General features: G+C 43.5%; 19 protein-coding genes. 16 read left to right on the top strand and 3 right to left on the bottom strand.

The window, feature by feature from the left end:
* The first annotated feature begins 125 nt into the window (after nt 1-125).
* A complete protein-coding gene (locus NNC77_RS13100) occupies nt 126-1,787 on the top strand; it encodes a nucleoside kinase (protein ID WP_254971291.1) in 1,662 nt (553 codons plus the stop codon).
* A gap of 748 nt (nt 1,788-2,535) precedes the next feature.
* On the opposite strand, the gene upp is transcribed toward NNC77_RS13100, so the two are convergent.
* On the bottom strand, nt 2,536-3,195 hold the full coding sequence (upp, locus tag NNC77_RS13095; RefSeq protein WP_006848107.1) for a uracil phosphoribosyltransferase: 660 nt from the start codon (nt 3,193-3,195) through the stop codon (nt 2,536-2,538).
* Nucleotides 3,196-3,589: 394 nt separating this feature from the next.
* On the opposite strand from upp, the gene pckA reads away from it, so the two are divergent.
* From pckA to NNC77_RS13040, 11 genes are all read left to right on the top strand, one after another.
* Nucleotides 3,590-5,203 (top strand): phosphoenolpyruvate carboxykinase (ATP), encoded by a 1,614-nt coding sequence (gene pckA / locus NNC77_RS13090; RefSeq protein WP_022121513.1) that lies wholly within the window; start codon nt 3,590-3,592, stop codon nt 5,201-5,203.
* 201 nt (nt 5,204-5,404) lie between these two features.
* A complete protein-coding gene (locus tag NNC77_RS13085) occupies nt 5,405-6,769 on the top strand; it encodes a DUF6242 domain-containing protein (protein WP_254971289.1) in 1,365 nt (454 codons plus the stop codon).
* Nucleotides 6,721-7,440: a DUF6089 family protein gene (locus NNC77_RS13080; protein WP_254971287.1), complete on the top strand. Its 720-nt coding sequence runs from the start codon at nt 6,721-6,723 to the stop codon at nt 7,438-7,440. Before NNC77_RS13085 ends, NNC77_RS13080 begins: the two co-directional genes overlap by 49 nt.
* A complete protein-coding gene (locus tag NNC77_RS13075; RefSeq protein ID WP_181975351.1) occupies nt 7,437-8,189 on the top strand; it encodes an isoprenyl transferase in 753 nt (250 codons plus the stop codon). Before NNC77_RS13080 ends, NNC77_RS13075 begins: the two co-directional genes overlap by 4 nt.
* A gap of 51 nt (nt 8,190-8,240) precedes the next feature.
* Nucleotides 8,241-10,877: a BamA/OMP85 family outer membrane protein gene (locus NNC77_RS13070; protein WP_254971286.1), complete on the top strand. Its 2,637-nt coding sequence runs from the start codon at nt 8,241-8,243 to the stop codon at nt 10,875-10,877.
* Between the two features lie 11 nt (nt 10,878-10,888).
* Nucleotides 10,889-11,401 carry an OmpH family outer membrane protein gene (locus NNC77_RS13065; protein WP_022121518.1) on the top strand — a complete coding sequence of 171 codons (513 nt, stop codon included), beginning with the start codon at nt 10,889-10,891 and terminating at the stop codon, nt 11,399-11,401.
* Nucleotides 11,402-11,493: 92 nt separating this feature from the next.
* Nucleotides 11,494-11,979 (top strand): OmpH family outer membrane protein, encoded by a 486-nt coding sequence (locus tag NNC77_RS13060; RefSeq protein ID WP_006848100.1) that lies wholly within the window; start codon nt 11,494-11,496, stop codon nt 11,977-11,979.
* Nucleotides 11,980-12,093: 114 nt separating this feature from the next.
* On the top strand, nt 12,094-12,648 hold the full coding sequence (locus NNC77_RS13055; protein ID WP_118079562.1) for an OmpH family outer membrane protein: 555 nt from the start codon (nt 12,094-12,096) through the stop codon (nt 12,646-12,648).
* The gene (murI, locus tag NNC77_RS13050) at nt 12,645-13,481 is read left to right on the top strand and encodes a glutamate racemase (protein WP_117693273.1); all 837 of its coding nucleotides are present in this window, start codon (nt 12,645-12,647) and stop codon (nt 13,479-13,481) included. The genes NNC77_RS13055 and murI overlap by 4 nt, the downstream gene beginning before the upstream one ends.
* A gap of 30 nt (nt 13,482-13,511) precedes the next feature.
* Nucleotides 13,512-13,847 (top strand): 30S ribosome-binding factor RbfA, encoded by a 336-nt coding sequence (rbfA, locus tag NNC77_RS13045; RefSeq protein WP_006848097.1) that lies wholly within the window; start codon nt 13,512-13,514, stop codon nt 13,845-13,847.
* Nucleotides 13,848-13,933: 86 nt separating this feature from the next.
* Nucleotides 13,934-15,163, top strand: coding sequence for an FtsX-like permease family protein (locus NNC77_RS13040; RefSeq protein ID WP_006848096.1), 1,230 nt, complete (start codon nt 13,934-13,936; stop codon nt 15,161-15,163).
* A gap of 97 nt (nt 15,164-15,260) precedes the next feature.
* Here the strand turns inward: NNC77_RS13040 and NNC77_RS13035 are convergent, their stop codons facing one another.
* Nucleotides 15,261-15,899, bottom strand: coding sequence for an O-methyltransferase (locus tag NNC77_RS13035; RefSeq protein WP_006848095.1), 639 nt, complete (start codon nt 15,897-15,899; stop codon nt 15,261-15,263).
* A gap of 29 nt (nt 15,900-15,928) precedes the next feature.
* Complete coding sequence (gene aroQ / locus NNC77_RS13030; protein ID WP_006848094.1) at nt 15,929-16,363, bottom strand: type II 3-dehydroquinate dehydratase; 435 nt, start codon at nt 16,361-16,363, stop codon at nt 15,929-15,931.
* 124 nt (nt 16,364-16,487) lie between these two features.
* Between aroQ and xerA the strand changes: the two genes are divergently transcribed.
* From xerA to NNC77_RS13010, 4 genes are all read left to right on the top strand, one after another.
* The gene (xerA, locus tag NNC77_RS13025) at nt 16,488-17,444 is read left to right on the top strand and encodes a site-specific tyrosine recombinase/integron integrase (RefSeq protein WP_022121521.1); all 957 of its coding nucleotides are present in this window, start codon (nt 16,488-16,490) and stop codon (nt 17,442-17,444) included.
* Nucleotides 17,445-17,561: 117 nt separating this feature from the next.
* Entirely contained in the window at nt 17,562-18,836 is a 1,275-nt protein-coding gene (metK, locus tag NNC77_RS13020) for a methionine adenosyltransferase (protein WP_254971283.1), read from the top strand.
* Between the two features lie 3 nt (nt 18,837-18,839).
* The gene (locus tag NNC77_RS13015) at nt 18,840-19,865 is read left to right on the top strand and encodes a DUF4271 domain-containing protein (protein WP_117693275.1); all 1,026 of its coding nucleotides are present in this window, start codon (nt 18,840-18,842) and stop codon (nt 19,863-19,865) included.
* Nucleotides 19,866-19,871: 6 nt separating this feature from the next.
* A complete protein-coding gene (locus NNC77_RS13010) occupies nt 19,872-20,621 on the top strand; it encodes a uroporphyrinogen-III synthase (protein WP_117587228.1) in 750 nt (249 codons plus the stop codon).
* Nucleotides 20,622-20,755 lie beyond the last annotated feature (134 nt).

Here is a 20,755-nt window from a genome sequence, read left to right as displayed (position 1 = left end):
CTTCGTAACTTTACACTCTGTAGGCGTCTCTCTTCTAAAAAGAGTAAGCCGATGCTCAAAAAGCACTTTCGGGGGCTTCGAGAGCGGGTAGATTAGTTTAATTTTGTAACATAGTTTTAATACAAATGAAACAAGTAATTCAAATCCGTTGCAAAAATAATAAAAAATCTCAGAAAGTAGAAATCGGAAGCACACTTTTTGATATTTTTTCAGCATTTGACCTCAAAATGACCCATGGACCGGTGTCTGCAAGGGTAAATAACAAGGTTGAAGGCATGCATTATCGTGTTTATAATTCTAAAGATGTAGAATTCCTTGATATGACTTCTTCATCCGGTTCGCGTGCATATACCCGTACCCTCTTCTTTGTTCTCTGCAAGGCGGTACAGGACATTTATCCTGCTACAGATGTGGTGATTGATATCCCCGTATCGAATGGTTTCTACGTAGATATCCGCCTGGGCAGACCTGTTGTAGATGAAGATGTGAACATCATCCGCCGTCGCATGCAGGAGATTATCGATGCCAGGATGCCGATACGCCGCTTCACCGTGCCTACCGAAGAGGCAGTTGCGCTGTTCCAGGAGAAAGGGGATATAGAAAAGGTGAAACTGCTCAAGACATCGGGCTCTATCTATACTACCTATTATAAAATAGGTGATTATGTGGATTATTACTACGGCACGCTGCTCACCAATACCTCGCAGCTCTATCTCTTCGGGCTGGAGAAATATTATGATGGCATGCTCCTGCGCATTCCTTCGCTCAAGAACCCAGATGTGCTGGGCGAAATGACCCGACAGGACAAGATGTTTGAGATATTCAAGGAGCATCATCGCTGGCAGAGTATCCTGGGCATCAGGACTGTAGGCGATTTTAACCAGGCGATAGATGCCAATCATGCTACCGACATCATCAATATCAGCGAGGCGCTGCAGGAGAAGAAGATTGCCAAGATTGCTGAGGAGATTGCCAGCCGCAAGGGCGTGAAACTGGTGCTGCTGGCAGGTCCTTCTTCTTCGGGCAAGACCACTTCGTGCAAGCGTCTGAGCATACAGCTTGCCGTAAACGGATTGAAACCGCTCCAGATTTCGCTCGATGATTATTTCGTGGATAGGGAGAAAACGCCGAAGGATGCTTCTGGCGAATATGATTATGAGAGCATCTATGCCCTGGATCTCGATTTGATCAACGAGCAGTTCAACGCCCTCTTCCGTGGTGAGGAGGTGGAATTGCCGAAGTATGATTTCCAGAGCGGAAAGAGTAAAAAGAGCGGCAACAAGCTGAAGATGAACGATAACAATGTGCTGGTGGTAGAGGGCATTCATGCATTGAACCCTGAACTGACAGCCCATATTCCGCAGGAGCAGATATTCAGAGTATATGCTTCGGCGCTGACCACGATTCTTCTGGATAATCACAATTATATCCCGACAACAGACAACCGTTTGCTCCGCCGCATCATCCGCGATTACAAGTATCGAGGTGTCTCTGCCCAGGAAACCATTCATCGCTGGCCTTCGGTAAGGGCGGGTGAGAACAAGTGGATATTCCCGTTCCAGGAGAATGCCGATGCGATGCTCAATACGGCGATGCTTTATGAGTTGGCTGTGATTAAGACGCAGGCAGAGCCGCTGCTGCAGCAGGTTCCGGAGAATTGCGAGGAATATGCTGAGGCTTACCGGTTGCTTAAGTTCCTGAAATACTTCAAGGGTATACCTTATAACAATCTGCCGCCTACTTCGCTTCTGCGAGAGTTCCTGGGGGGCAGCTCATTCCATTATTAAAGGTTTTATCTTTCGGAGATAAGTTGGCTGTTTGAGTAGGACAACCAACTGGCAGAAGCCGGACAGCCGACTAGCGCCTTATCCGCTAGTCGGCTGTTTGTCTTTAACAGTGGTCGGAAATGGGTTTATCTGATTTTCTTTTAGGCGTCTGATTTTCTTTTTTATGCGATAGACGAAAAACTCTTCACTCTTCACCAAATGCTCCGAAACCCCTGTGTTTATCGGCATTCCGAGGGGTGAAGAGCGTTCGGGCACTCTTCACCCACTCTTCACCACTCTTCACCTTCTGTTGCAGCGGTCTTGTACCTCTTTTTAATTGAATTTTCGTAAGTTTTGCCCCACACGCCCTGAAGGGGCAGAAACTCCTAGCCCAGGGCATCGCCCTGGGTAATTACGGACGCAACCCTGTCGCCCTGTAAGGGCAAAAGCTTTAAAACTCCAGGCGAAACATAAAGCTTTTGCCCTTACAGGGCGCCTTGCTGATTGCTATTATACCCAGGGCGATGCCCTGGGCTAGGAGCTTTTGGGCCTTCAGCCCGTTCTTGACCATACTAAAGAGATTCCAGTCTTTTTTAATGTCTGTCGGTGAAGAGTGGTGAAGAGAGGGTGAAGAGATACAAATAACTCTTCACCCCTCGGAATGCCGATAAACACAGGGGTTTCGGACCGAAAGGTGAAGAGTGAAGAGTATTTCAGAGTAGAGTTGCTATACTTTTTATAAAGCGTACGAATTTATAAAGCCTGCGGCTTAGAGCTTGCTGCCATAGCACAAGTCACCGGCGTCGCCGAAGCCTGGCACGATATACTTATGCTCGTTCAACCCCTCATCAATAGAGGCACACCAGATGGTAGTCTTGTCCTCTGGGAAGGTCTTCTTGACGTGCTCAATGCCCTCAGGTGCAGCGAGAACACAGGCAATGTGGATATGTTTAGGATTGCCCTTGGTGAGGAAAGCCTTCATACCCATCTCCATGCTGATACCTGTGGCAAGCATAGGGTCGGCAATGATGAGCACCTTATCCGTAAGATCAGGTGTGGCGAGGTATTCGATATGTACGCCTACCTCAGTATGCTCCTTGTTGGTATACTCGCGATAAGCACTCACAAAGGCATTGCCAGAGTGGTCGAAAATATTGAGGAAACCTTCGTGGAAAGGAAGTCCGGCACGGAAGATCGTACCGATGACAATCTTTTCGGTAGGAAGATTGACCTGGGCCACACCGAGCGGTGTAGTCACCTCAGTCTTTTCGTAATTAAGAGTCTTTGATATTTCAAAGGCTTCATACTCACCGATTCTCATAATGTTGTTGCGGAAGAGCAATCGGTTCTTTTGATAATCGCAGTCACGCATCTCTGCCAGATAGCGGTTGATGATGCAATTGTGCTCGCTCAGATTATTTATCTTCATATAGCTGTAGTTTTTCTGCAAAGATATAATAAATCTCGGAAACGGCAAAATGTTTGGGCAATTATTTTCTCTCAGGAGGAATGAAAGAACATGTTACTATCTTATTTTTCCTTCAAATACCCTCTTATATATAATAGGTGTAAATCTCTGCTTGTTTTTCTTTAAGCAGAGATTTTTTGCAAAGTCAACGTGGCAAATGTCGGTCGAATCGGCTTTTTTTAAGTTCTTTAACCTAAAAAGCTTTTAAAAAGAAAGAATAATACCTAAGAATCTTTGCTATAAAACATATTTTTCGTAACTTTGCGGCGGTTTTGGGAGAATGATGATTTCTTCTGTCAACCAAGATAAAAAGGTAAAGAGAAATTATTCACAACTTAAATACATTTAAAATAAAATGGCAAAGTTTGATAAGTCAGTTTTAGCAAAGTACGGAATCACAGGTACAACTGAGGTTCTCTACAATCCTTCTTATGAGGTATTGTTCAATGAGGAGACTAAGGAAGGTCTCGAGGGTTTTGAGGTTGGTCAGGAGACTGAGCTCGGTGCAGTTAACGTAATGACTGGTATTTACACTGGTCGTTCTCCTAAAGACAAGTTCATCGTTGACGATGCTACATCTCACGACACTGTATGGTGGGATTCTGAGGAGTATCACAACGATAACCACAAGGCAACTCCAGAGGCATGGAACGCCGTTAAGGAGATCGCTAAGAAGGAGCTTTCTAATAAGAAGTTGTTCGTAGTAGATGGTTTCTGCGGTACACACAAGGATACACGTATGAAGGTACGTTTCATCGTTGAGGTAGCATGGCAGGCACACTTCGTAACAAATATGTTCATCCGTCCTCAGAACGAGGCTGAGTTCGATCAGGAGCCAGACTTCATCGTTTACAATGCTTCTAAGGCAAAGGTTGAGAACTGGAAGGAGTTGGGTCTCCACTCAGAGACAGCCGTTGTATTCAACGTAACTTCTAAGGAGCAGGTTATCATCAACACATGGTATGGTGGTGAGATGAAGAAGGGTATGTTCTCTATGATGAACTACTTCTTGCCATTGAAGGGTATGGCTTCTATGCACTGCTCTGCTAACACAGATATGAACGGTGAGAACACTGCTATCTTCTTCGGTCTTTCTGGTACAGGTAAGACTACATTGTCAACAGACCCTAAGCGTAAGTTGATCGGTGACGATGAGCACGGATGGGACGACGAGGGTGTGTTCAACTTCGAAGGTGGTTGCTACGCTAAGGTTATCAACCTCGACAAGGAGTCTGAGCCAGACATCTACGGTGCTATCACACGTGACGCTCTTCTCGAGAACGTAACTGTAGCTAAGGATGGTAAGATTGACTTCGCAGATAAGACTGTTACCGAGAATACTCGTGTATCTTATCCTATCTACCACATCAAGAACATCCAGCGTCCATTCTCTCAGGGTCCAGCTGCTAAGCAGGTTATCTTCCTCTCAGCAGATGCATTCGGTGTATTGCCACCAGTATCTATCTTGAACGCTGAGCAGACTAAGTATTACTTCCTCTCTGGCTTCACAGCTAAGTTGGCTGGTACAGAGCGCGGTATCACCGAGCCTACTCCAACATTCTCTGCTTGCTTCGGTCAGGCATTCTTGGAGTTGCACCCAACTAAGTACGCTGAGGAGTTGGTAAAGAAGATGCAGAAGTCTGGTGCTAAGGCATACTTGGTTAACACAGGTTGGAACGGTACAGGCAAGCGTATCTCTATCCGCGATACACGTGGTATCATCGACGCTATCCTCGACCACTCAATCGACGCAGCTCCTACAAAGACTATCCCATTCTTCAACTTCGTAGTTCCTACACAGTTGGAAGGCGTAGATCCTAAGATCCTCGATCCACGTGATACATACGCTGAGGCTTCTCAGTGGGAGGAGAAGGCTAAGGATTTGGCTGCTCGTTTCATCAAGAACTTCAAGAAGTATGAGACAAACGAGGCTGGTAAGGCTCTCGTTGCTGCTGGTCCACAGCTCTAATTCGACACTTCGAATTTATACTAAATATGAAATCCCGTTTCTTGCAAAAGAAGCGGGATTTCTTCGTTTTTACGCCTCGAAATCACTAAAAAACTTAAAAAATGCGCCTAAAAATGAATAATTTGCATAATAATAAGGAGAAAAGGTCGAGTTTTTAAAGAATTCTCAGTAAATTTGCAGCTAAAAATAAAATAGGATAGAATGAAAAGGAAGTTTTTTGCTTTCATAGCGCTGATTACAGCTACGCTCTCGCTCTCTTCTTGCTTGAGCAGCGATGAAACAACAGTAGAATATACACATGATACAGCCATCACGGCTTTCTCGTTGGGTAGTCTTGACAGATATACCAAAACGAAGGCAGGTAAAGATACCTTGCTCAAGGCTAATGTGACGGGCTCTGACTATAAATTTTACATAGATCAGGCACAACGCTTGATTTATAATGTAGATTCCTTGCCTTGTGGGGTGAGGGATACTGCCATATTGGCTACTATCAGCAGCAAGAATAGCAGCCCTATTCTCCTGATGGATATCAACAAGACTGATTCTGTCGCAGCATACTATTCAAGCTCTGATTCCATCAACTTCTCAAAGCCTCGCTTTATTAGAGTTTACAGCAGCGACTACTCTGCCTATGCCCAGTATAAGGTTACCGTAAACGTACATAAGGAGTTGCCTTATGAGTTTAAGTGGCATGAGCTGGTTCAGAACAACAGTCAGTTGGCAGCATTCTTTGATCTGAAGGCTGTAGCTTGTGGTGATGACATCTATGTATTCGGCAAGACTGCCGATGGTACTAAGGTGCTGAAGTCAGCCATCAATGATGGCAGCGCCTGGTCATCTATTACGATGAACGTAAGCTTAAGTAGTGACGCTTACCAGAGTGCAGTAGCGCTGGATGGCAAACTCTATATCTCAGATGCCGGCAAGGTTTATGCTTCTGCCGATGCTGAAACATGGACATTGGTTCCTGGAAATGCAGATGTCAAGCAGCTCATTGGTGCAAGCAGCAAGTATCTCTATGCTTACACTGCTGCAGGTATCTCTGTTTCAAAAGATAAGGGTGCCAGCTGGGAGGCAGAGAAACTTGATAAAGATGCTGACTATTTGCCAACACAGAATATCTCAATGAATGTGGCTGGCGTACTCTCTGCTAAGGATGTAGAGAACGTAATGCTGCTGGGTACTCGCGACAAGGCTTTGAATGATACGGTTGCCACCACATGGTTGCGCACGGTTGACTATGATGCAAATGAAGACGGACAGTGGAACTATCTGGAAATCGAAAACAATAAAAGTGGAAAGATGCCTTGGCTGGATCAGGTAATTACCTGTGCTGCCGATACAGGCTTCGTTGCTTTAGGCAGTAACGGCAAATGGTATAAGAGCCAGAATGCCGGATTGACTTGGAAGCAGGATGCGATGGTTGTTCTGCCTGCTAAGTTTGCTACTGAAGGTCGTTTCGCTTTCTGTCGTGACAATCAACATTACTATTGGATTATCAGAAACGGATACGTATGGAGAGGACGTTTCAATATAGATGGCTGGAGGAGCAAGGAAGATTAATCATCCTGCTTGCCTTCTTAACTCTGGGCTGTATGGCGGTTCGTGCACAGGACGATCCGCAATATCGCATGGAGATAGGTGCCGGTGTGGGGGTGATGACCTATGAAGGCGACTTTAACGGAAATGTGTTTGGCGACATGCAACCTGCCGGTTTCCTGGTGGGAAGATACAATTTCGACCCCTACAAGGACTTGAAACTGAGCGTGGGCTTTGGAAAAATAAAAGGTTCTTCGGCAAATGTGGATACTTTCTATCCTGATTATGCTGAGAATCCCTATTCCTTCAATCATACGCTGGTGGATATGAATCTGGTGTTTGAGTACAACTTCTGGCCCTACGGAACAGGCAGAGACTATCGCGGAGCCCAGCGCCTGGTTCCTTATATACTGGGTGGCTTGGGAGCAACCTATGTAAAAGGTAACGAAAAAAATGTATTTACAGCCAACGTGCCTTTAGGCATCGGTGCAAAATATAAAGTAAACGAAAGGTTGAACTTGGGATTGGCCTGGACTTTCCATTTCTCGCTCAGCGATGAACTGGATGGTGTGAAAGACCCTTACCGGGTAAAGAGCAGTGGCATTTTCAAGAATTCCGACTGCTATTCTACCATAGCCGTTTCGGTGACCTATAGTTTCAGTGCAAAATGTAAAACTTGTAATAAAGAAGAATGATGGACAACTTAGATATGAACAGGATTCCTGAGCACATCGCTATCATTATGGATGGCAATGGTCGCTGGGCAACAGAACGGGGCAAGGAGCGTAGCTACGGCCATCAGGCTGGAGTAGATACCGTGCGCCGAATTACATCGGAGTGTACCAGGTTGGGGGTAAAATATCTCACCCTCTATACTTTCTCTACAGAGAATTGGAACCGTCCGGCCGATGAGGTTGCTGCCTTGATGGGACTGGTACTGACTTCGCTCGAAGATGAAATCTTCATGAAGAATAATGTCCGCTTCCGTGTGATAGGCGATTTGAAACGCCTGCCACAACAGGTGCAGGACAAGCTTCAGGAGACCATGGACCATACTGCGAAGAACGATTCGATGACTATGGTAGTGGCATTGAGCTATTCTTCACGTTGGGAAATCCTGAATGCTACTAAGAAAATGGTAAAAGAAGCGCTCGAGTCTGGTTCAACCTATGAGCAGATAGAGGATAAACTGACAGAGGAGAACTTCGAGAAGCATCTTGAGACCAGTTTCATGCCAGATCCAGAACTTCTGATACGTACAGGAGGTGAACTCCGTATCAGCAACTATCTTCTTTGGCAGATAGCTTATTCAGAGTTGTATTTCTGTGATACCTTCTGGCCAGACTTCAATGAAGAAGATCTGCACAAGGCAATAGCAAGTTATCAGAACCGCCAACGTCGATTTGGAAAAACCGAGGCACAGGTGGAAGAGGAGGAGAAATAGGCAAACCTCATACAAGCATAGAAAAATCATATTATATATAATAAGGTATAAATGAATAGATTTAAAAAGATTTTCATCCTGCTGTTCGGCGTAATGGCATGCATGCAGATTCAGGCACAAGATAAAATCGTAAACCCTGACATCTCGTATGCTGGTACACCTCGTACCCTTAAGATTGGTGGTATCAATGTTTCGGGTGTTGAGGGCTACGAAGACTATGTTCTCACAGGTATCTCAGGCCTCAGTGTGGGCGATGAGATTACTGTGCCTGGCGACGAGATTACCAATGCCGTAAAGCGCTACTGGAAACATGGACTCTTCTCGAAGGTGGCTATCGCTGCTGACTCTATCGTAGGTGAGAAGCTTTATCTCCATATCTATCTTGCGGTTCGTCCACGTATCTCTAATATCAACTATGTTGGTTTGAAGAAGAGCGAGCGTGAAGATATGGAGCAGAAGTTGGGTATGGTAAAGGGCACTCAGGTAACTCCGAATATGCTCGACCGTGCCAAGATTCTCGCCAAGAAGTATTTCGATGATAAGGGCTTCAAGAACGCTGATATCCAGATTAACCAGCGCGATGATATTGCCAACAAGGGACAGGTAATCCTGGATGTTGTTGTTGACAAGAAAGAAAAAATCAAGGTACATCAGATAACAATCGATGGAAACGAACAGCTTTCTGACCGCAAGATTAAGGGTGGACTCTTCTCGAAAGGTGCTTTTGCCAAGACTCACGAGGCTGGTAAGTTCGCTACTTTCTTCAAGTCGAAGAAGTTTACCCCTGAGCGCTGGAAGGAAGATAAGCAGAAACTCATCGACAAATATAATGAGTATGGTTTCCGTGATGCTCAGATTCTGGAAGATAGCGTGAGCAACTTCGATGAGAAGCACGTTAATATCTACATCAAGGTAGATGAAGGTAAGAAATACTATATCCGTAACATCTCCTGGGCAGGTAATACCGTTTACTCTTCAGCTTATCTCGAAGCATTGCTCGGCATGAAGAAGGGCGATGTATATAACCAGAAGATATTGGGTAAGCGCCTGAATGAAGATGATGACGCTGTTTCTAACCTCTACTATAATAATGGTTATGTGTTCTCTCGTATCGAACCGACTGAAATTAATATTGATGGCGATTCTATCGATTTGGAGATGCGCGTAACAGAGGGACCTCAGGCTTATCTGAGCCATGTACGTATCAATGGTAATACCCGTCTTTACGAAAACGTAGTGCGCCGTGAACTTCGTACCAAGCCAGGCGACCTTTTCTCTAAGGATGCTCTGATGCGTTCGGCTCGTGAACTTGCTTCTATGGGACACTTTGATCCTGAGAAGGTTAGCCCGGATGTAAAGCCTAATCCTGAAGATGGTACGGTTGATGTAAACTGGAACCTGGAGCAGAAGAGTAACGACCAGATTGAGTTCTCGCTCGGTTGGGGTCAGACGGGTGTCATCGGACGTGTGGGCTTGAAGCTCAACAACTTCTCTATGGCAAACCTCTTCAACAAAAACAAGGAGCATCGTGGTATCATGCCTATCGGTGACGGTGAGGTGCTGAGTATCGGTGCACAGACCAATGGTACCTACTATCAGAGCTATAATGTAAGCTACTCTACCAACTGGTTTGGCGGCAAGCGCCCTATCCAGTTCAGCGTAGGTGCATACTACAGTAAGAGTACCGACGTGTCAAGCAACTATTACAATAGTGCAGCCATGTACAACTATCAGAGTTACTTATATGGCTATGGTTCTAGTTACTATAACAACTACGAGAATTATTACGATCCAGACAAGTATATCCAGATGGTGGGTGTAAGCCTCGGTTGGGGTAAGCGCCTCCGTTGGCCGGATGATTACTTCACCTTGTCTGTACAGTTGGCTTACCAGCGCTACATGATGAAGAACTGGAGCTATATGTTGATGACCAATGGTAATGCGAACAACTTGAACTTGACCATCGCATTGAACCGAACATCAACCGATAACCAACTCTTCCCACGTCGTGGTTCTGAGTTTGAGGCAAGTGTCAACCTTACTCCACCATGGAGTGCGTTCGACAACAAGGACTACAAGAATCTTGCCAACGATTCTAAGTCGCCAACCTATTCTGCTGAGCAGCAGGAGAAGTACAGATGGATTGAATACCATAAGTGGAAGTTCAAGGCAAAGACTTATACCGCACTCACAGAGGGTCAGAAGTGCTTCGTATTGATGACCCGTGTAGAACTCGGTTTGCTCGGTTCTTATAACAAGTATAAGAAGAGTCCGTTCGAGACCTACTATGTGGGTGGTGACGGTATGAGTGGATATTCATCATATTATGGTGAGGAAACAATCGGACTCCGCGGTTATGAGAATGGTTCTGTATCTTACAGTCCTACAACCGGTTACTATGCTTATGCATACGACCGCTTCTCGTTGGAGCTTCGCTATCCATTCCTCTTAGGTAACACAACCATTTACGGTTTGACCTTCGTAGAGGCTGGTAACGCCTGGTATGAAACCAAGAAGTTCAACCCATTCAGCATGAAACGTAGTGCCGGTGTCGGTGTACGTATCTTCTTGCCTATGGTTGGTCTGATGGGTATTGACTGGGCTTACGGTTTCGATACAGTATGGAATGGTAGCTCATATAAGAAGGGTGGAAGCCAGTTCCACTTCATCTTAGGTCAGGAATTCTAAAAATGGGTTTTATGAAGAAAATAGTATTGATGCTGATGATGGCTGTAGCAGCCATCTCAGCACATGCACAGAAATATGCATTGATAGATATGGAGTACATCTTGAAGAATGTACCCGCTTATGAGCGTGCCAACGAGCAGCTGAATCAGGTAAGCCGCAAATGGCAGGCTGAGGTAGAAGCTCTTAACACAGAGGCAAGCACCATGTATAAGAACTATCAGAACGAGGTAGTGTTCCTTTCCCAGGAGCAGAAGAAGGCTAAGCAGGATGCCATCATGCAGAAAGAGAAGGAGGCTAGCGATTTGAAGAAAAAATATTTTGGTGCAGAAGGCGACCTTTATAAGATGCGTGAGGCATTGATGGGACCTATTCAGGAAGAGATTTATACAGCCGTAAAAGAGATTTCAGACCTGCGTGGATATTCGCTTGTTCTCGATAGAGCTAGCAACAGCGGCATCATCTTTGGCTCTCCTAAGATAGATATTAGCAACGAAGTGCTCCAAAAATTAGGTTATTCCAAATAATAATTGTATATTTGCAGCCGGTAAGTATATCTGCCAATGGTTGGCAGCATGAAAACTTCATTTAGAAATTAATAATTAAAAAGAATAGAACAATGAAAAAGCTTATTTTAATGTTGATGCTCTGTGCACCAATGACAATGATGGCTCAGAAGTTTGGTAAAGTAAATACTCAGCAGATTATGCAGTCTTTGCCAGATGTAGCTAAGGCTAATGGCGAGATGGAAGCTCTCCAGAAGCAAAAGGAGAATGACTTGAAGTCTATGCAGGATGAGTTCCAGCGTAAGGCTGACGAGTATCAGAAGGGTTCCAGCACAATGAACGCTACAGCAAAGCAGCAGAAGGAAACTGAGTTGCAGACTCTCCAGCAGAAAATTCAGCAGGCTTACCAGGATGGTCAGCAGGAGTTGCAGAAGAAGAGCAGCGAACTCATGCAGCCTATCGTAGCAAAGGTACGTACAGCTATCGAGGCTGTAGGCAAGGCTGGCAACTACACCTTCATCTTCGAGGATGGTGCAGCTGTATATACAGGTACTAACGTAGTAGACGTTACTAAGGAAGTACAGGCTAAGATTAAGTAATCAAGGCAAATAAAAAGAATATAGATTGAGGGCAGGCAGAAGTGCTTGCCCTTATTTCTCATTTTCAATAACGAGGTATTTATAAGGTATTCATCATAAACGGTATCACTCATCATGAAAAAGAATCTCTTATTTCTGGCTTTTGCTCTCATCTCTTTGACTGTTTCAGCCCAGCATACAACGCCTGCAGCAAAGGTTCAGCAACAACAGATTGCTGTATCTGCTCCTTTGCATTTTGGCTACTTTAGTTTTGATAAGGTTTTTCATACTATGCCTGGTTACGTTATAGCCAAGCATAATATGGATGAACTCCGTGAGAAATACGATGCAGAAACGAAACGTGTAGAAACTGAGTTTAATGCTAAGTATGAGGAATTTCTTGATGGACAGCGCACTTATGCCAAGACAATTCTGGAGAAACGTCAGGCTGAATTGCGTGAATTGATGGAGAAAAATATTGCCTTCAAGGCTGAGGCTACCCGCCTGTTGCAGCAAGCAGAGAATGATGCTTATGCTCCGCTCAAAGCAAAAATAAACGAGGAAGCTAAAAAGATTGGCAAGCAGAAGGGCTTTGCCTTTATCATCAATACAGACAATAACGCAGCTCCTTATCTCAACGAAGAGATGGGGGAGGATATTACAGCTTTGCTGGAGGAGACTTTGAAATGATGTTGCCTTCTAATCCCGGACCAATCGGTGTCTTTGATTCTGGTTATGGCGGACTGACCATCCTGCATGGGTTGCGCCAGATGATGCCTCAGTATGATTATATGTACTTGGGTGATAACGCTCGTGCTCCTTATGGCTCGCGTTCGTTTGAGGTGGTTTATAAGTTCACACGCCAGGCTGTGCTTAAACTTTTCTCTATGGGGTGTCATCTCGTTATCCTGGGATGTAATACGGCTTCGGCTAAGGCACTACGTTCTTTGCAGCAGCGCGATATTCCTGAGTTGGATCCCAGCAGAAGAGTTCTGGGTATTATCCGCCCTACTGCCGAAGTAATTGGTACTATTACCAAGAGTAATCACGTGGGACTTCTGGCTACAGAAGGTACTATTAAAAGCCAAAGTTATAATATGGAAATTTCGAAACTTTGGCCAGAGATTCAGGTGAGTGGCGTGGCTTGTCCGCTTTGGGCTGCCATCGTAGAAGCCAATGAAGCAGATAGTCCGGGAGCTGATTATTTTGTAAAGAAACGCATCGACCAGCTGATGCTGAAGGACGCTGATATTGATACCATTATTTTGGGTTGCACGCATTATCCGCTTCTTATGAGCAGCATTGTGAAGAATCTTCCTGATGGCGTAAGAGTGGTTCCGCAAGGACAATATGTAGCAAACAGTCTGAAAGATTATCTGAAGCGCCATCCGCAGATGGAACAGATGATAACCAAAACAGGCTCTTGCCGATATCTCACAACAGAGAGTGAGGATAAATTCAAGGAATCTGCACAGATTTTCCTTCATGAACAGGTGGAGGTTACACATGTAGATCTTGAATAGTTTATAGTTAATAATTTATAGTTAATAGTTATGCAAGAAACAAGACAAAACCGTATATCAAGACTTCTCCAGAAGGAGTTGAGTCTTATCTTCCAATCACAAACTCGCATGATGCATGGTGTGATGGTAAGTGTTACTAAGGTTAGAGTAAGTCCAGATCTCAGTATCTGTACTGCTTACTTGAGTGTGTTCCCTTCTGAAAAAGGAGAGGAGATTTTGAAGAATATCAATGCAAATGAGAAGACGATCCGTTTCGACTTGGGTAAAAAAGTGAGAAACCAGTTACGTATTATTCCAGAACTCCGTTTCTTCCTTGATGATAGTCTCGATTATTTGGAGCACATTGATGAACTCTTGAAAAAGTAAAAGAGTAAGGAAGTAAAAAGACAAGGGAGTTAAGACGGCAATTCTTGACTCCCTATACTGTTATATAAATAAGGTAAGATAGAATTATGAATTTCCCATTCTTTATAGCTCGCAGGTATCTTTTCTCTAAGAAGAGTACGCACGTCATCAACGTCATCAGTTCTATTTCTGTAATAGGAGTGGCGGTAGCTACGATGGCTCTGGTCATCGTTCTGAGTGTTTTTAACGGCTTCCATGACCTGGTAGCTTCACTCTTTACGAGTTTTGACCCACAACTCAAGGTTGTGCCTGTTGAGGGAAAAACTGCACCTGCAGATGATCCTATTCTTACTAAGATTCGTCTTTTGCCGCAGGTAGATGTTGCAACAGAAACCGTAGAAGATCAAGCTCTTGCAATCTATAATGATCATCAGGCTATGGTGAAAATCAAGGGTGTAGATGATAATTTTGCAGAACTTTCTCATATTACAGATATTTTATATGGTGATGGCTCCTTCTCCTTGCATGCTGCCAATCTGGAATATGGAACAGTAGGTATCCGTCTTGCCCAGAATTTAGGCATAGGAGCACAATGGGATGGTTTCCTGAAAATCTATGCTCCTAAAAAGGAAGGACAGCTGGATATGACTAACCCTGGTGATGGCTTTGTTGTTGACTCGCTCAACTCTCCTGGCGTACTTTTTGCCGTTAAACAGGCTAAGTATGATAAAAACTACATCATCACTTCTATTTCATTTGCCCGTAATCTCTTTGGTCAGCAAGGTATGCTCTCTGATTTGGAATTACGCTTGAAACCGGGTAGCAATCTGGATGCTGTAAAGGCTGAGATGCAGCAGATAGCTGGTAATAAATATAAAGTGCTTGACAGATTTGAACAACAGGAAGATACCTTTAAAATTATGTCGATAGAGAAGATGATTGCTTATATCTTCCTGACCTTTATCTTAGTTGTTGCGTGTTTCAATATCATCGGGTCGCTTTCTATGCTTATTATTGATAAGAAAAATGATGTAGTGACTCTTCGTAATCTTGGAGCTAACGATAAGCAGATTACCAGAGTATTTCTTTTTGAAGGTAGAATGATAGCTGTGATAGGTGCTGTTATCGGTATTGGATTGGGCTTGCTCCTCTGCTTTTTGCAGCAGCAATATGGATTTGTACGTCTGGGAGATTCTGAAGGCTCCTTTATTGTTGATGCTTATCCGGTAAGTGTCCATTACTCAGATGTTGCCATTATCTTCGTTACTGTAATTGCTGTAGGTTGGCTTGCTGTATGGTATCCTGTAAGAGCGCTGAGTAAAAGGCTGTTGAGTTAAAACCTACAGAATTTCTTATACTTGGGTGCATATACTAAAAGAAATGGCATGAATCTTTCATGGGAGATTCATGCCATTTCTTGTTCTAATTGATTTTTTATTTTTTCCTGATGAGTGTAAGACCATCGCGTAGTGGCAAGATAACAACCTCTACCCTAGGATCTTTTGCTATTAAATCATTGAAAGCCCGAATGCCTTGAGTCTGGTGGTCTCGGTCGTAGGCAGGATCGATGACGTGACCATCCCAAAGAGTATTGTCTGCAAGGATGTAGCCTCCAGGGTTCAGGATGCTCATAACCATTTCATACGTTTCTATATAGGTACGCTTATCGCCATCAACAAAAGCCATATCGAATTTTACGCCTAGTTGGGGCGCTTCTATGTTGGCATCACCGATGCGGAAGTCAATCTTGTCGGCAACATTCGAACCTTCTATCCAGGGACGGGTAAAATCTTCCATCTCATCATTGATTTCGAAAGTGTAGAGTTTTCCACCTTCCTGCAATCCCTGGGCCAGGCAGATAGCACTATAGCCACTAAATGTGCCTACTTCCAGAATATTCTTCGGGCGAATCATCTCTACAAGCATCTTGAGAAGTCTGCCCTGAATATGGCCGCTAGCCATACGTCCATGGATAGTATGTATATTGGTGGCGCGGTAAAGACGATACAGATAATCGCCTTCAGGCTCTATATGCTGGCAGATATATTTGTCTATGAGTTCAGTCTCTGTCATAATCTGATGGATTTAGAGTAACGGAAATCTTACTCTTCTGTTTCTTTCTGTGCTAAGATTCCTGAAATGGCAAGTTCGTAAGAAGCCAGACCGAAACCGCAGATTACGCCCAGACAAGCACAGGAAATATATGAATGATGGCGGAACTCTTCACGTTTATGCACATTAGAGATGTGTACTTCAACGCAAGGGCATTTCAAACTGCGAATACAATCCTGCAAGGCGATGCTGGTATGAGTATAGGCGCCAGCATTGAGTACTACACCATCATAGGAAAAACCTACTTCCTGCAGCTTGTTGATTAACTCGCCTTCAATGTTGCTCTGAAAGTACTCTATCTCAATATCAGGGAATTTCGCTTTCAGCTTAGGCAGATAACTCTCGAAAGAATTGCTACCATAAATACCCGGTTCTCTTACACCAAGAAGGTTCAAGTTTGGACCATTAATAATTTGTATCTTCATATTTACTTGATTTTTAATCGTAATCCATATTTTTTTCGTATCTTTGCGGCAGAGATCTTTTGTATTCTCCTGTCTTATGCAAAGACGATGCAAAGATACAATAAATTAAGGAAACTGACAAAAAATGAGGAATGAAATTATAAAGAACTATATGAGATACCTCAAGTTGGGGCGTAATTTCTCCAAAAATACGTTGGATGCCTATTACCATGACTTGAATTTTCTCTTGGAGTATGCTGATAAGAACAATTTGGTGCTGACGGAAATGAAATTGGAAGACTTGGAGAATTTTTCTGCAAGTTTGCATGATCGTGGTGTTTCTGCTCGTTCACAAGCTCGGATTTTGAGCGGAATCCGTTCTTTCTACCGGTATCTGGTGCTTGATGATTATATAAAAGACGATCCGACCGAATTACTGGTTTCTCCCCAAATAGGAAAGCATTTGCCGGAGTATTTATCTGTAGAAGAGGTTGACATGCTTGAAGCGGCTATCGATTTGGAAAAATGGGAGGGACAGCGTAATAAGGCGATTATAGAAACCCTGTTCTCCTGTGGCCTTCGCGTTTCGGAACTTGTGAATCTAAAGAAAAGCGATGTGTTTGAAGAAGAAAAGTTTATTAGGGTCATAGGTAAAGGTAACAAGGAACGCATCGTTCCTATTTCAGGTAAGGCTCTGAAAGAAATCAATCTTTGGTATATAGACCGGAATCTGATGACAATCAAGCCAGGTGAGGAAGACTATGTCTTCTTGAATCGTAGAGGCGCTCATCTCACACGCAATATGATACTTATCATGATAAAAAATGCGGCTTATGATGCAGGAATCAAGAAAACCATTTCTCCTCATACTTTACGCCATAGTTTTGCTACAGCCTTGTTGAAAGGTGGAGCCGATCTGAGGGTAATTCAGGCCTTGTTGGGGCATGAAGATATTGGAACCACAGAGATTTATACTCATCTTGAAACTTCAGATTTGCGCAGAGCTATCTTGGAACATCATCCTCGAAATATCAAATATAGTGAAGAAAACCAAGTGCTTGATTCTGATAAAACAGACAAAAGATGCCCGAATAACAGATAAAGCACAAGGAATTGACGTTTTTTATATAGGAATATGACAAAATCTGAAAAAATATGAGTAACTTTGCAGCCGCAAAATAATGAATATCAATAATTAAAAGAAATAAAGTAAGAAAATATGGCATATTTGTTTTCATCAGAATCAGTTTCTGAAGGACATCCAGATAAAGTGGCTGATCAGATTTCAGATGCATTGCTCGACCAGTTTTTGGCATACGATGACCACGCTCATTGCGCCATCGAAACCTTTTGTACTACAGGTCAGGTAGTAATCATGGGTGAGGTTCGCTCTAACGTTTATGTTGATTTGCAGACCATTGCCCGCAAGACCATCAAGAAAATCGGTTATACCAAGAGCGAATATCAGTTTGACGGTGACTCTTGTGGTGTGCTCACTGCTATCCATGAGCAGAGCGATGATATTAACCGCGGTGTAAGTCGTGAGGAGGATGATAATCAGGGTGCAGGCGACCAGGGTATGATGTTCGGTTATGCTACAACGGAAACCGAAAATTATATGCCGGTATCACTTGACTTGGCTCAGCTCATCATGCGTGTACTTGCAGGTATCCGCAAGGAGGGCAAGGTGATGACTTATCTCCGTCCTGACTCTAAGAGCCAGGTTACCATCGAATATTCTGACGATAATATCCCACAGCGTATTGATACCATCGTAGTTTCTACCCAGCATGATGATTTCATCAAGAAGGCAAATGGTGAGGACGATGATGATGCTATGCTGGCAAAAATTCGTGAGGATGTAATCAATATCCTGATTCCAAGAGTAAAGACTCACCTGAGCGACAAGGTGTTGGCTCTCTTCAATGATGACATCAAGTACTTCGTAAACCCTACAGGTAAGTTCGTGATTGGTGGTCCTCATGGAGATACAGGTCTTACCGGTCGTAAGATCATTGTAGATACTTATGGAGGTAAGGGCGCTCATGGTGGTGGTGCTTTCTCTGGTAAAGATAGCAGTAAGGTTGACCGTTCTGCTGCTTATGCTGCCCGTTACATCGCAAAGAATATGGTTGCTGCTGGCGTTGCTGATGAAATGTTGGTTCAGGTAAGTTATGCCATTGGTGTTGCAGAGCCGGTTAGTATCTATGTAAATACTTACGGCAGAAGCCATGTGAATATGACGGATGGTGAGATTGCAAAGAAAATTGCTGAAATGTTTGATCTTCGTCCAAAGGCTATCGAGCGCCAGTTGAAGTTGCGCCAGCCTATGTTCCAGGAAACTGCAGCATATGGACACATGGGACGTAAGAATGAAATTGTAGAGAAGACCTTCACCAGCCGATATCATGAGGCTAAAACTGTAAAGGTGGAACTCTTTACATGGGAAAAATTAGATAAGGTAGACGAAATCAAGAAAGCTTTCGGACTTTAAGGAATGGTGCAACAGGCAGATTCGATACAGACAGATGCCGCACTTGAGGCTGAATCGCAACAGCAAGTGCTCAGGCAACATAGCAGCCAGCTCACACCCAAAGAGGTGTTGAGCTGGCTGCCTAAGAATGCAACGCCAGCTCAGCAGGACTCCATGATTAGGGCACATATCAAGCCCAGTGAGATTCATTGGAGCAAGATGCCGGATACATTACACTTGCCAGGACATAAGGCAGGTAAGAGTTTTAGGGATGTAAGTTTGCCACAATATTATCGTGAGTCATTCTTTTCAAAAGATTCTCTGTTTCATCCGGAATTAAAGGGTGGACGCTTAGGGGTGGCAGGTGATCCTGTTCCCTATACGGTAGCTGGTGATAGCTTTATTACTTCATTGCTGTTGGTCTGTTTTCTCTTGGCTTGTATAGCATTCTCTAAATCTAAGCATTTTGTTATACGCCAGGCAAAAACCTTCTTCCGTACTCCGCGCATCGGTACAACAGAAGTGACGGAGACCAGTTCTGAAGTAAGATACCAGTTCTTCTTCGTGTTGCAGACCTGTCTTTTGCTGGCAATCGGGTATTTCATTTATTCGAAAGCATCTATCAGCGATACGTTTATCGTAGACCAATATCAGGTAATCAGTATATACGCTGGTTGTATGGGGGGCTATTTCTTGTTGAAGGCGTTCCTCTATGTGATTTCTGGTTGGGTATTCTTTGAAAAGAAAAAAAATGTACAATGGCTCAAGGCATACTTGTTTCTTATATCATGTCAAGGAGTGGCCTTGTTCCCAATGGTGATGCTTTTGTCGTATTTCGATTTCCCATTGCAAATTGCAGTGATATACACGTTGACTATCCTTGGATTAGTTAAATTGTTGGCTTTTTTGAAGGCTTACATTATCTTTTTTAGAAGAAATGGCGTGTTTCTGCAAATATTTTTGTACTTTTGTGCCCTTGAAGTGATACCCTTGTTCGCTCTTTGGGGTGGACTTGTGTTAATCAGTCATTATTTGAAAATAAACTTTTAAGACAAAATGATAAAGAAAATTTTAGTTTCTCAGCCAAAACCTGCAAGTGAGAAGTCTCCTTACTTCGATATCCAGGCTCAATATGGAGTAGAATGCGTGTTCCGTCCATTCTTTAAGGTAGAGGGGCTCTCTTCTAAAGAATTCCGTCAGCAGAAAATAAATTTGCTTGACTATACTGCTGTCGTATTTACATCTCGTCATGCAGTAGACAACTACTTTAAATTAGCTAAGGAGATGCGTATCACAATTCCTGAAGATATGAAATATTTCTGTGTGATAGAGACTATCGCTCTCTACATCCAAAAGTATGTTCAGTATCGCAAGCGTAAGGTGTTCTTTGGTGATACAGGTAAAATTGATGGGTTGATGGGACAGATGGCTCGCCATAAAACCGAGAAATATCTGGTACCATTAAGCAGTGTTCATAATGATGATATTGCCAACTTGCTTGATGAGAAAAAACTCAATCATACAGAATGTGTCATGTATCGTACTGTAAGTAATGATTTCTCAGAAGAGGAAATCAAGAACTTCGATTATGATATGATGCTTTTCTTTAGCCCAACAGGTGTAAAGGCTCTGAAGAAGAATTTCCCTAATTTTGAACAAGGGAATATCGCTGTTGGCGCTTTTGGTCCTGCTACAGCAAAAACGGTTGAAGATGAGGGCTTACGCCTTGATTTGGAGGCTCCTAATAAAGCTTTTCCATCTATGACAGGTGCCTTGGCAGATTATCTGAAACGTCATAATAAATAGGAAATATTTAATAGAACCTCAAATCCGCAACCTATTGGGTTTCGTGGGATTTTGCTTGTAAAACGACAAAAATTCATTTTATTGTACATATTCCTTGCATAACAGAAACGTCGCAGACACAAAATCCCCTTACC

Origin of the sequence: Segatella copri, assembly GCF_024330485.1 — a bacterium.
Classification (GTDB): Bacteria; Bacteroidota; Bacteroidia; order Bacteroidales; family Bacteroidaceae; genus Prevotella; species Prevotella copri_L.
Note: the sequence above shows the minus strand (reverse complement) of the source record. Positions and strands in the feature narration are given on the sequence as shown.

Coding starts and splice junctions, on each gene's coding strand:
- NNC77_RS13100 (WP_254971291.1), top strand. CDS start 126: ATGAAACAAGTAATTCAAATCCGTTGCAAAAATAATAAAAAATCTCAG.
- upp (WP_006848107.1), bottom strand. CDS start 3,195: ATGAAGATAAATAATCTGAGCGAGCACAATTGCATCATCAACCGCTAT.
- pckA (WP_022121513.1), top strand. CDS start 3,590: ATGGCAAAGTTTGATAAGTCAGTTTTAGCAAAGTACGGAATCACAGGT.
- NNC77_RS13085 (WP_254971289.1), top strand. CDS start 5,405: ATGAAAAGGAAGTTTTTTGCTTTCATAGCGCTGATTACAGCTACGCTC.
- NNC77_RS13080 (WP_254971287.1), top strand. CDS start 6,721: ATGGAGAGGACGTTTCAATATAGATGGCTGGAGGAGCAAGGAAGATTA.
- NNC77_RS13075 (WP_181975351.1), top strand. CDS start 7,437: ATGATGGACAACTTAGATATGAACAGGATTCCTGAGCACATCGCTATC.
- NNC77_RS13070 (WP_254971286.1), top strand. CDS start 8,241: ATGAATAGATTTAAAAAGATTTTCATCCTGCTGTTCGGCGTAATGGCA.
- NNC77_RS13065 (WP_022121518.1), top strand. CDS start 10,889: ATGAAGAAAATAGTATTGATGCTGATGATGGCTGTAGCAGCCATCTCA.
- NNC77_RS13060 (WP_006848100.1), top strand. CDS start 11,494: ATGAAAAAGCTTATTTTAATGTTGATGCTCTGTGCACCAATGACAATG.
- NNC77_RS13055 (WP_118079562.1), top strand. CDS start 12,094: ATGAAAAAGAATCTCTTATTTCTGGCTTTTGCTCTCATCTCTTTGACT.
- murI (WP_117693273.1), top strand. CDS start 12,645: ATGATGTTGCCTTCTAATCCCGGACCAATCGGTGTCTTTGATTCTGGT.
- rbfA (WP_006848097.1), top strand. CDS start 13,512: ATGCAAGAAACAAGACAAAACCGTATATCAAGACTTCTCCAGAAGGAG.
- NNC77_RS13040 (WP_006848096.1), top strand. CDS start 13,934: ATGAATTTCCCATTCTTTATAGCTCGCAGGTATCTTTTCTCTAAGAAG.
- NNC77_RS13035 (WP_006848095.1), bottom strand. CDS start 15,899: ATGACAGAGACTGAACTCATAGACAAATATATCTGCCAGCATATAGAG.
- aroQ (WP_006848094.1), bottom strand. CDS start 16,363: ATGAAGATACAAATTATTAATGGTCCAAACTTGAACCTTCTTGGTGTA.
- xerA (WP_022121521.1), top strand. CDS start 16,488: ATGAGGAATGAAATTATAAAGAACTATATGAGATACCTCAAGTTGGGG.
- metK (WP_254971283.1), top strand. CDS start 17,562: ATGGCATATTTGTTTTCATCAGAATCAGTTTCTGAAGGACATCCAGAT.
- NNC77_RS13015 (WP_117693275.1), top strand. CDS start 18,840: ATGGTGCAACAGGCAGATTCGATACAGACAGATGCCGCACTTGAGGCT.
- NNC77_RS13010 (WP_117587228.1), top strand. CDS start 19,872: ATGATAAAGAAAATTTTAGTTTCTCAGCCAAAACCTGCAAGTGAGAAG.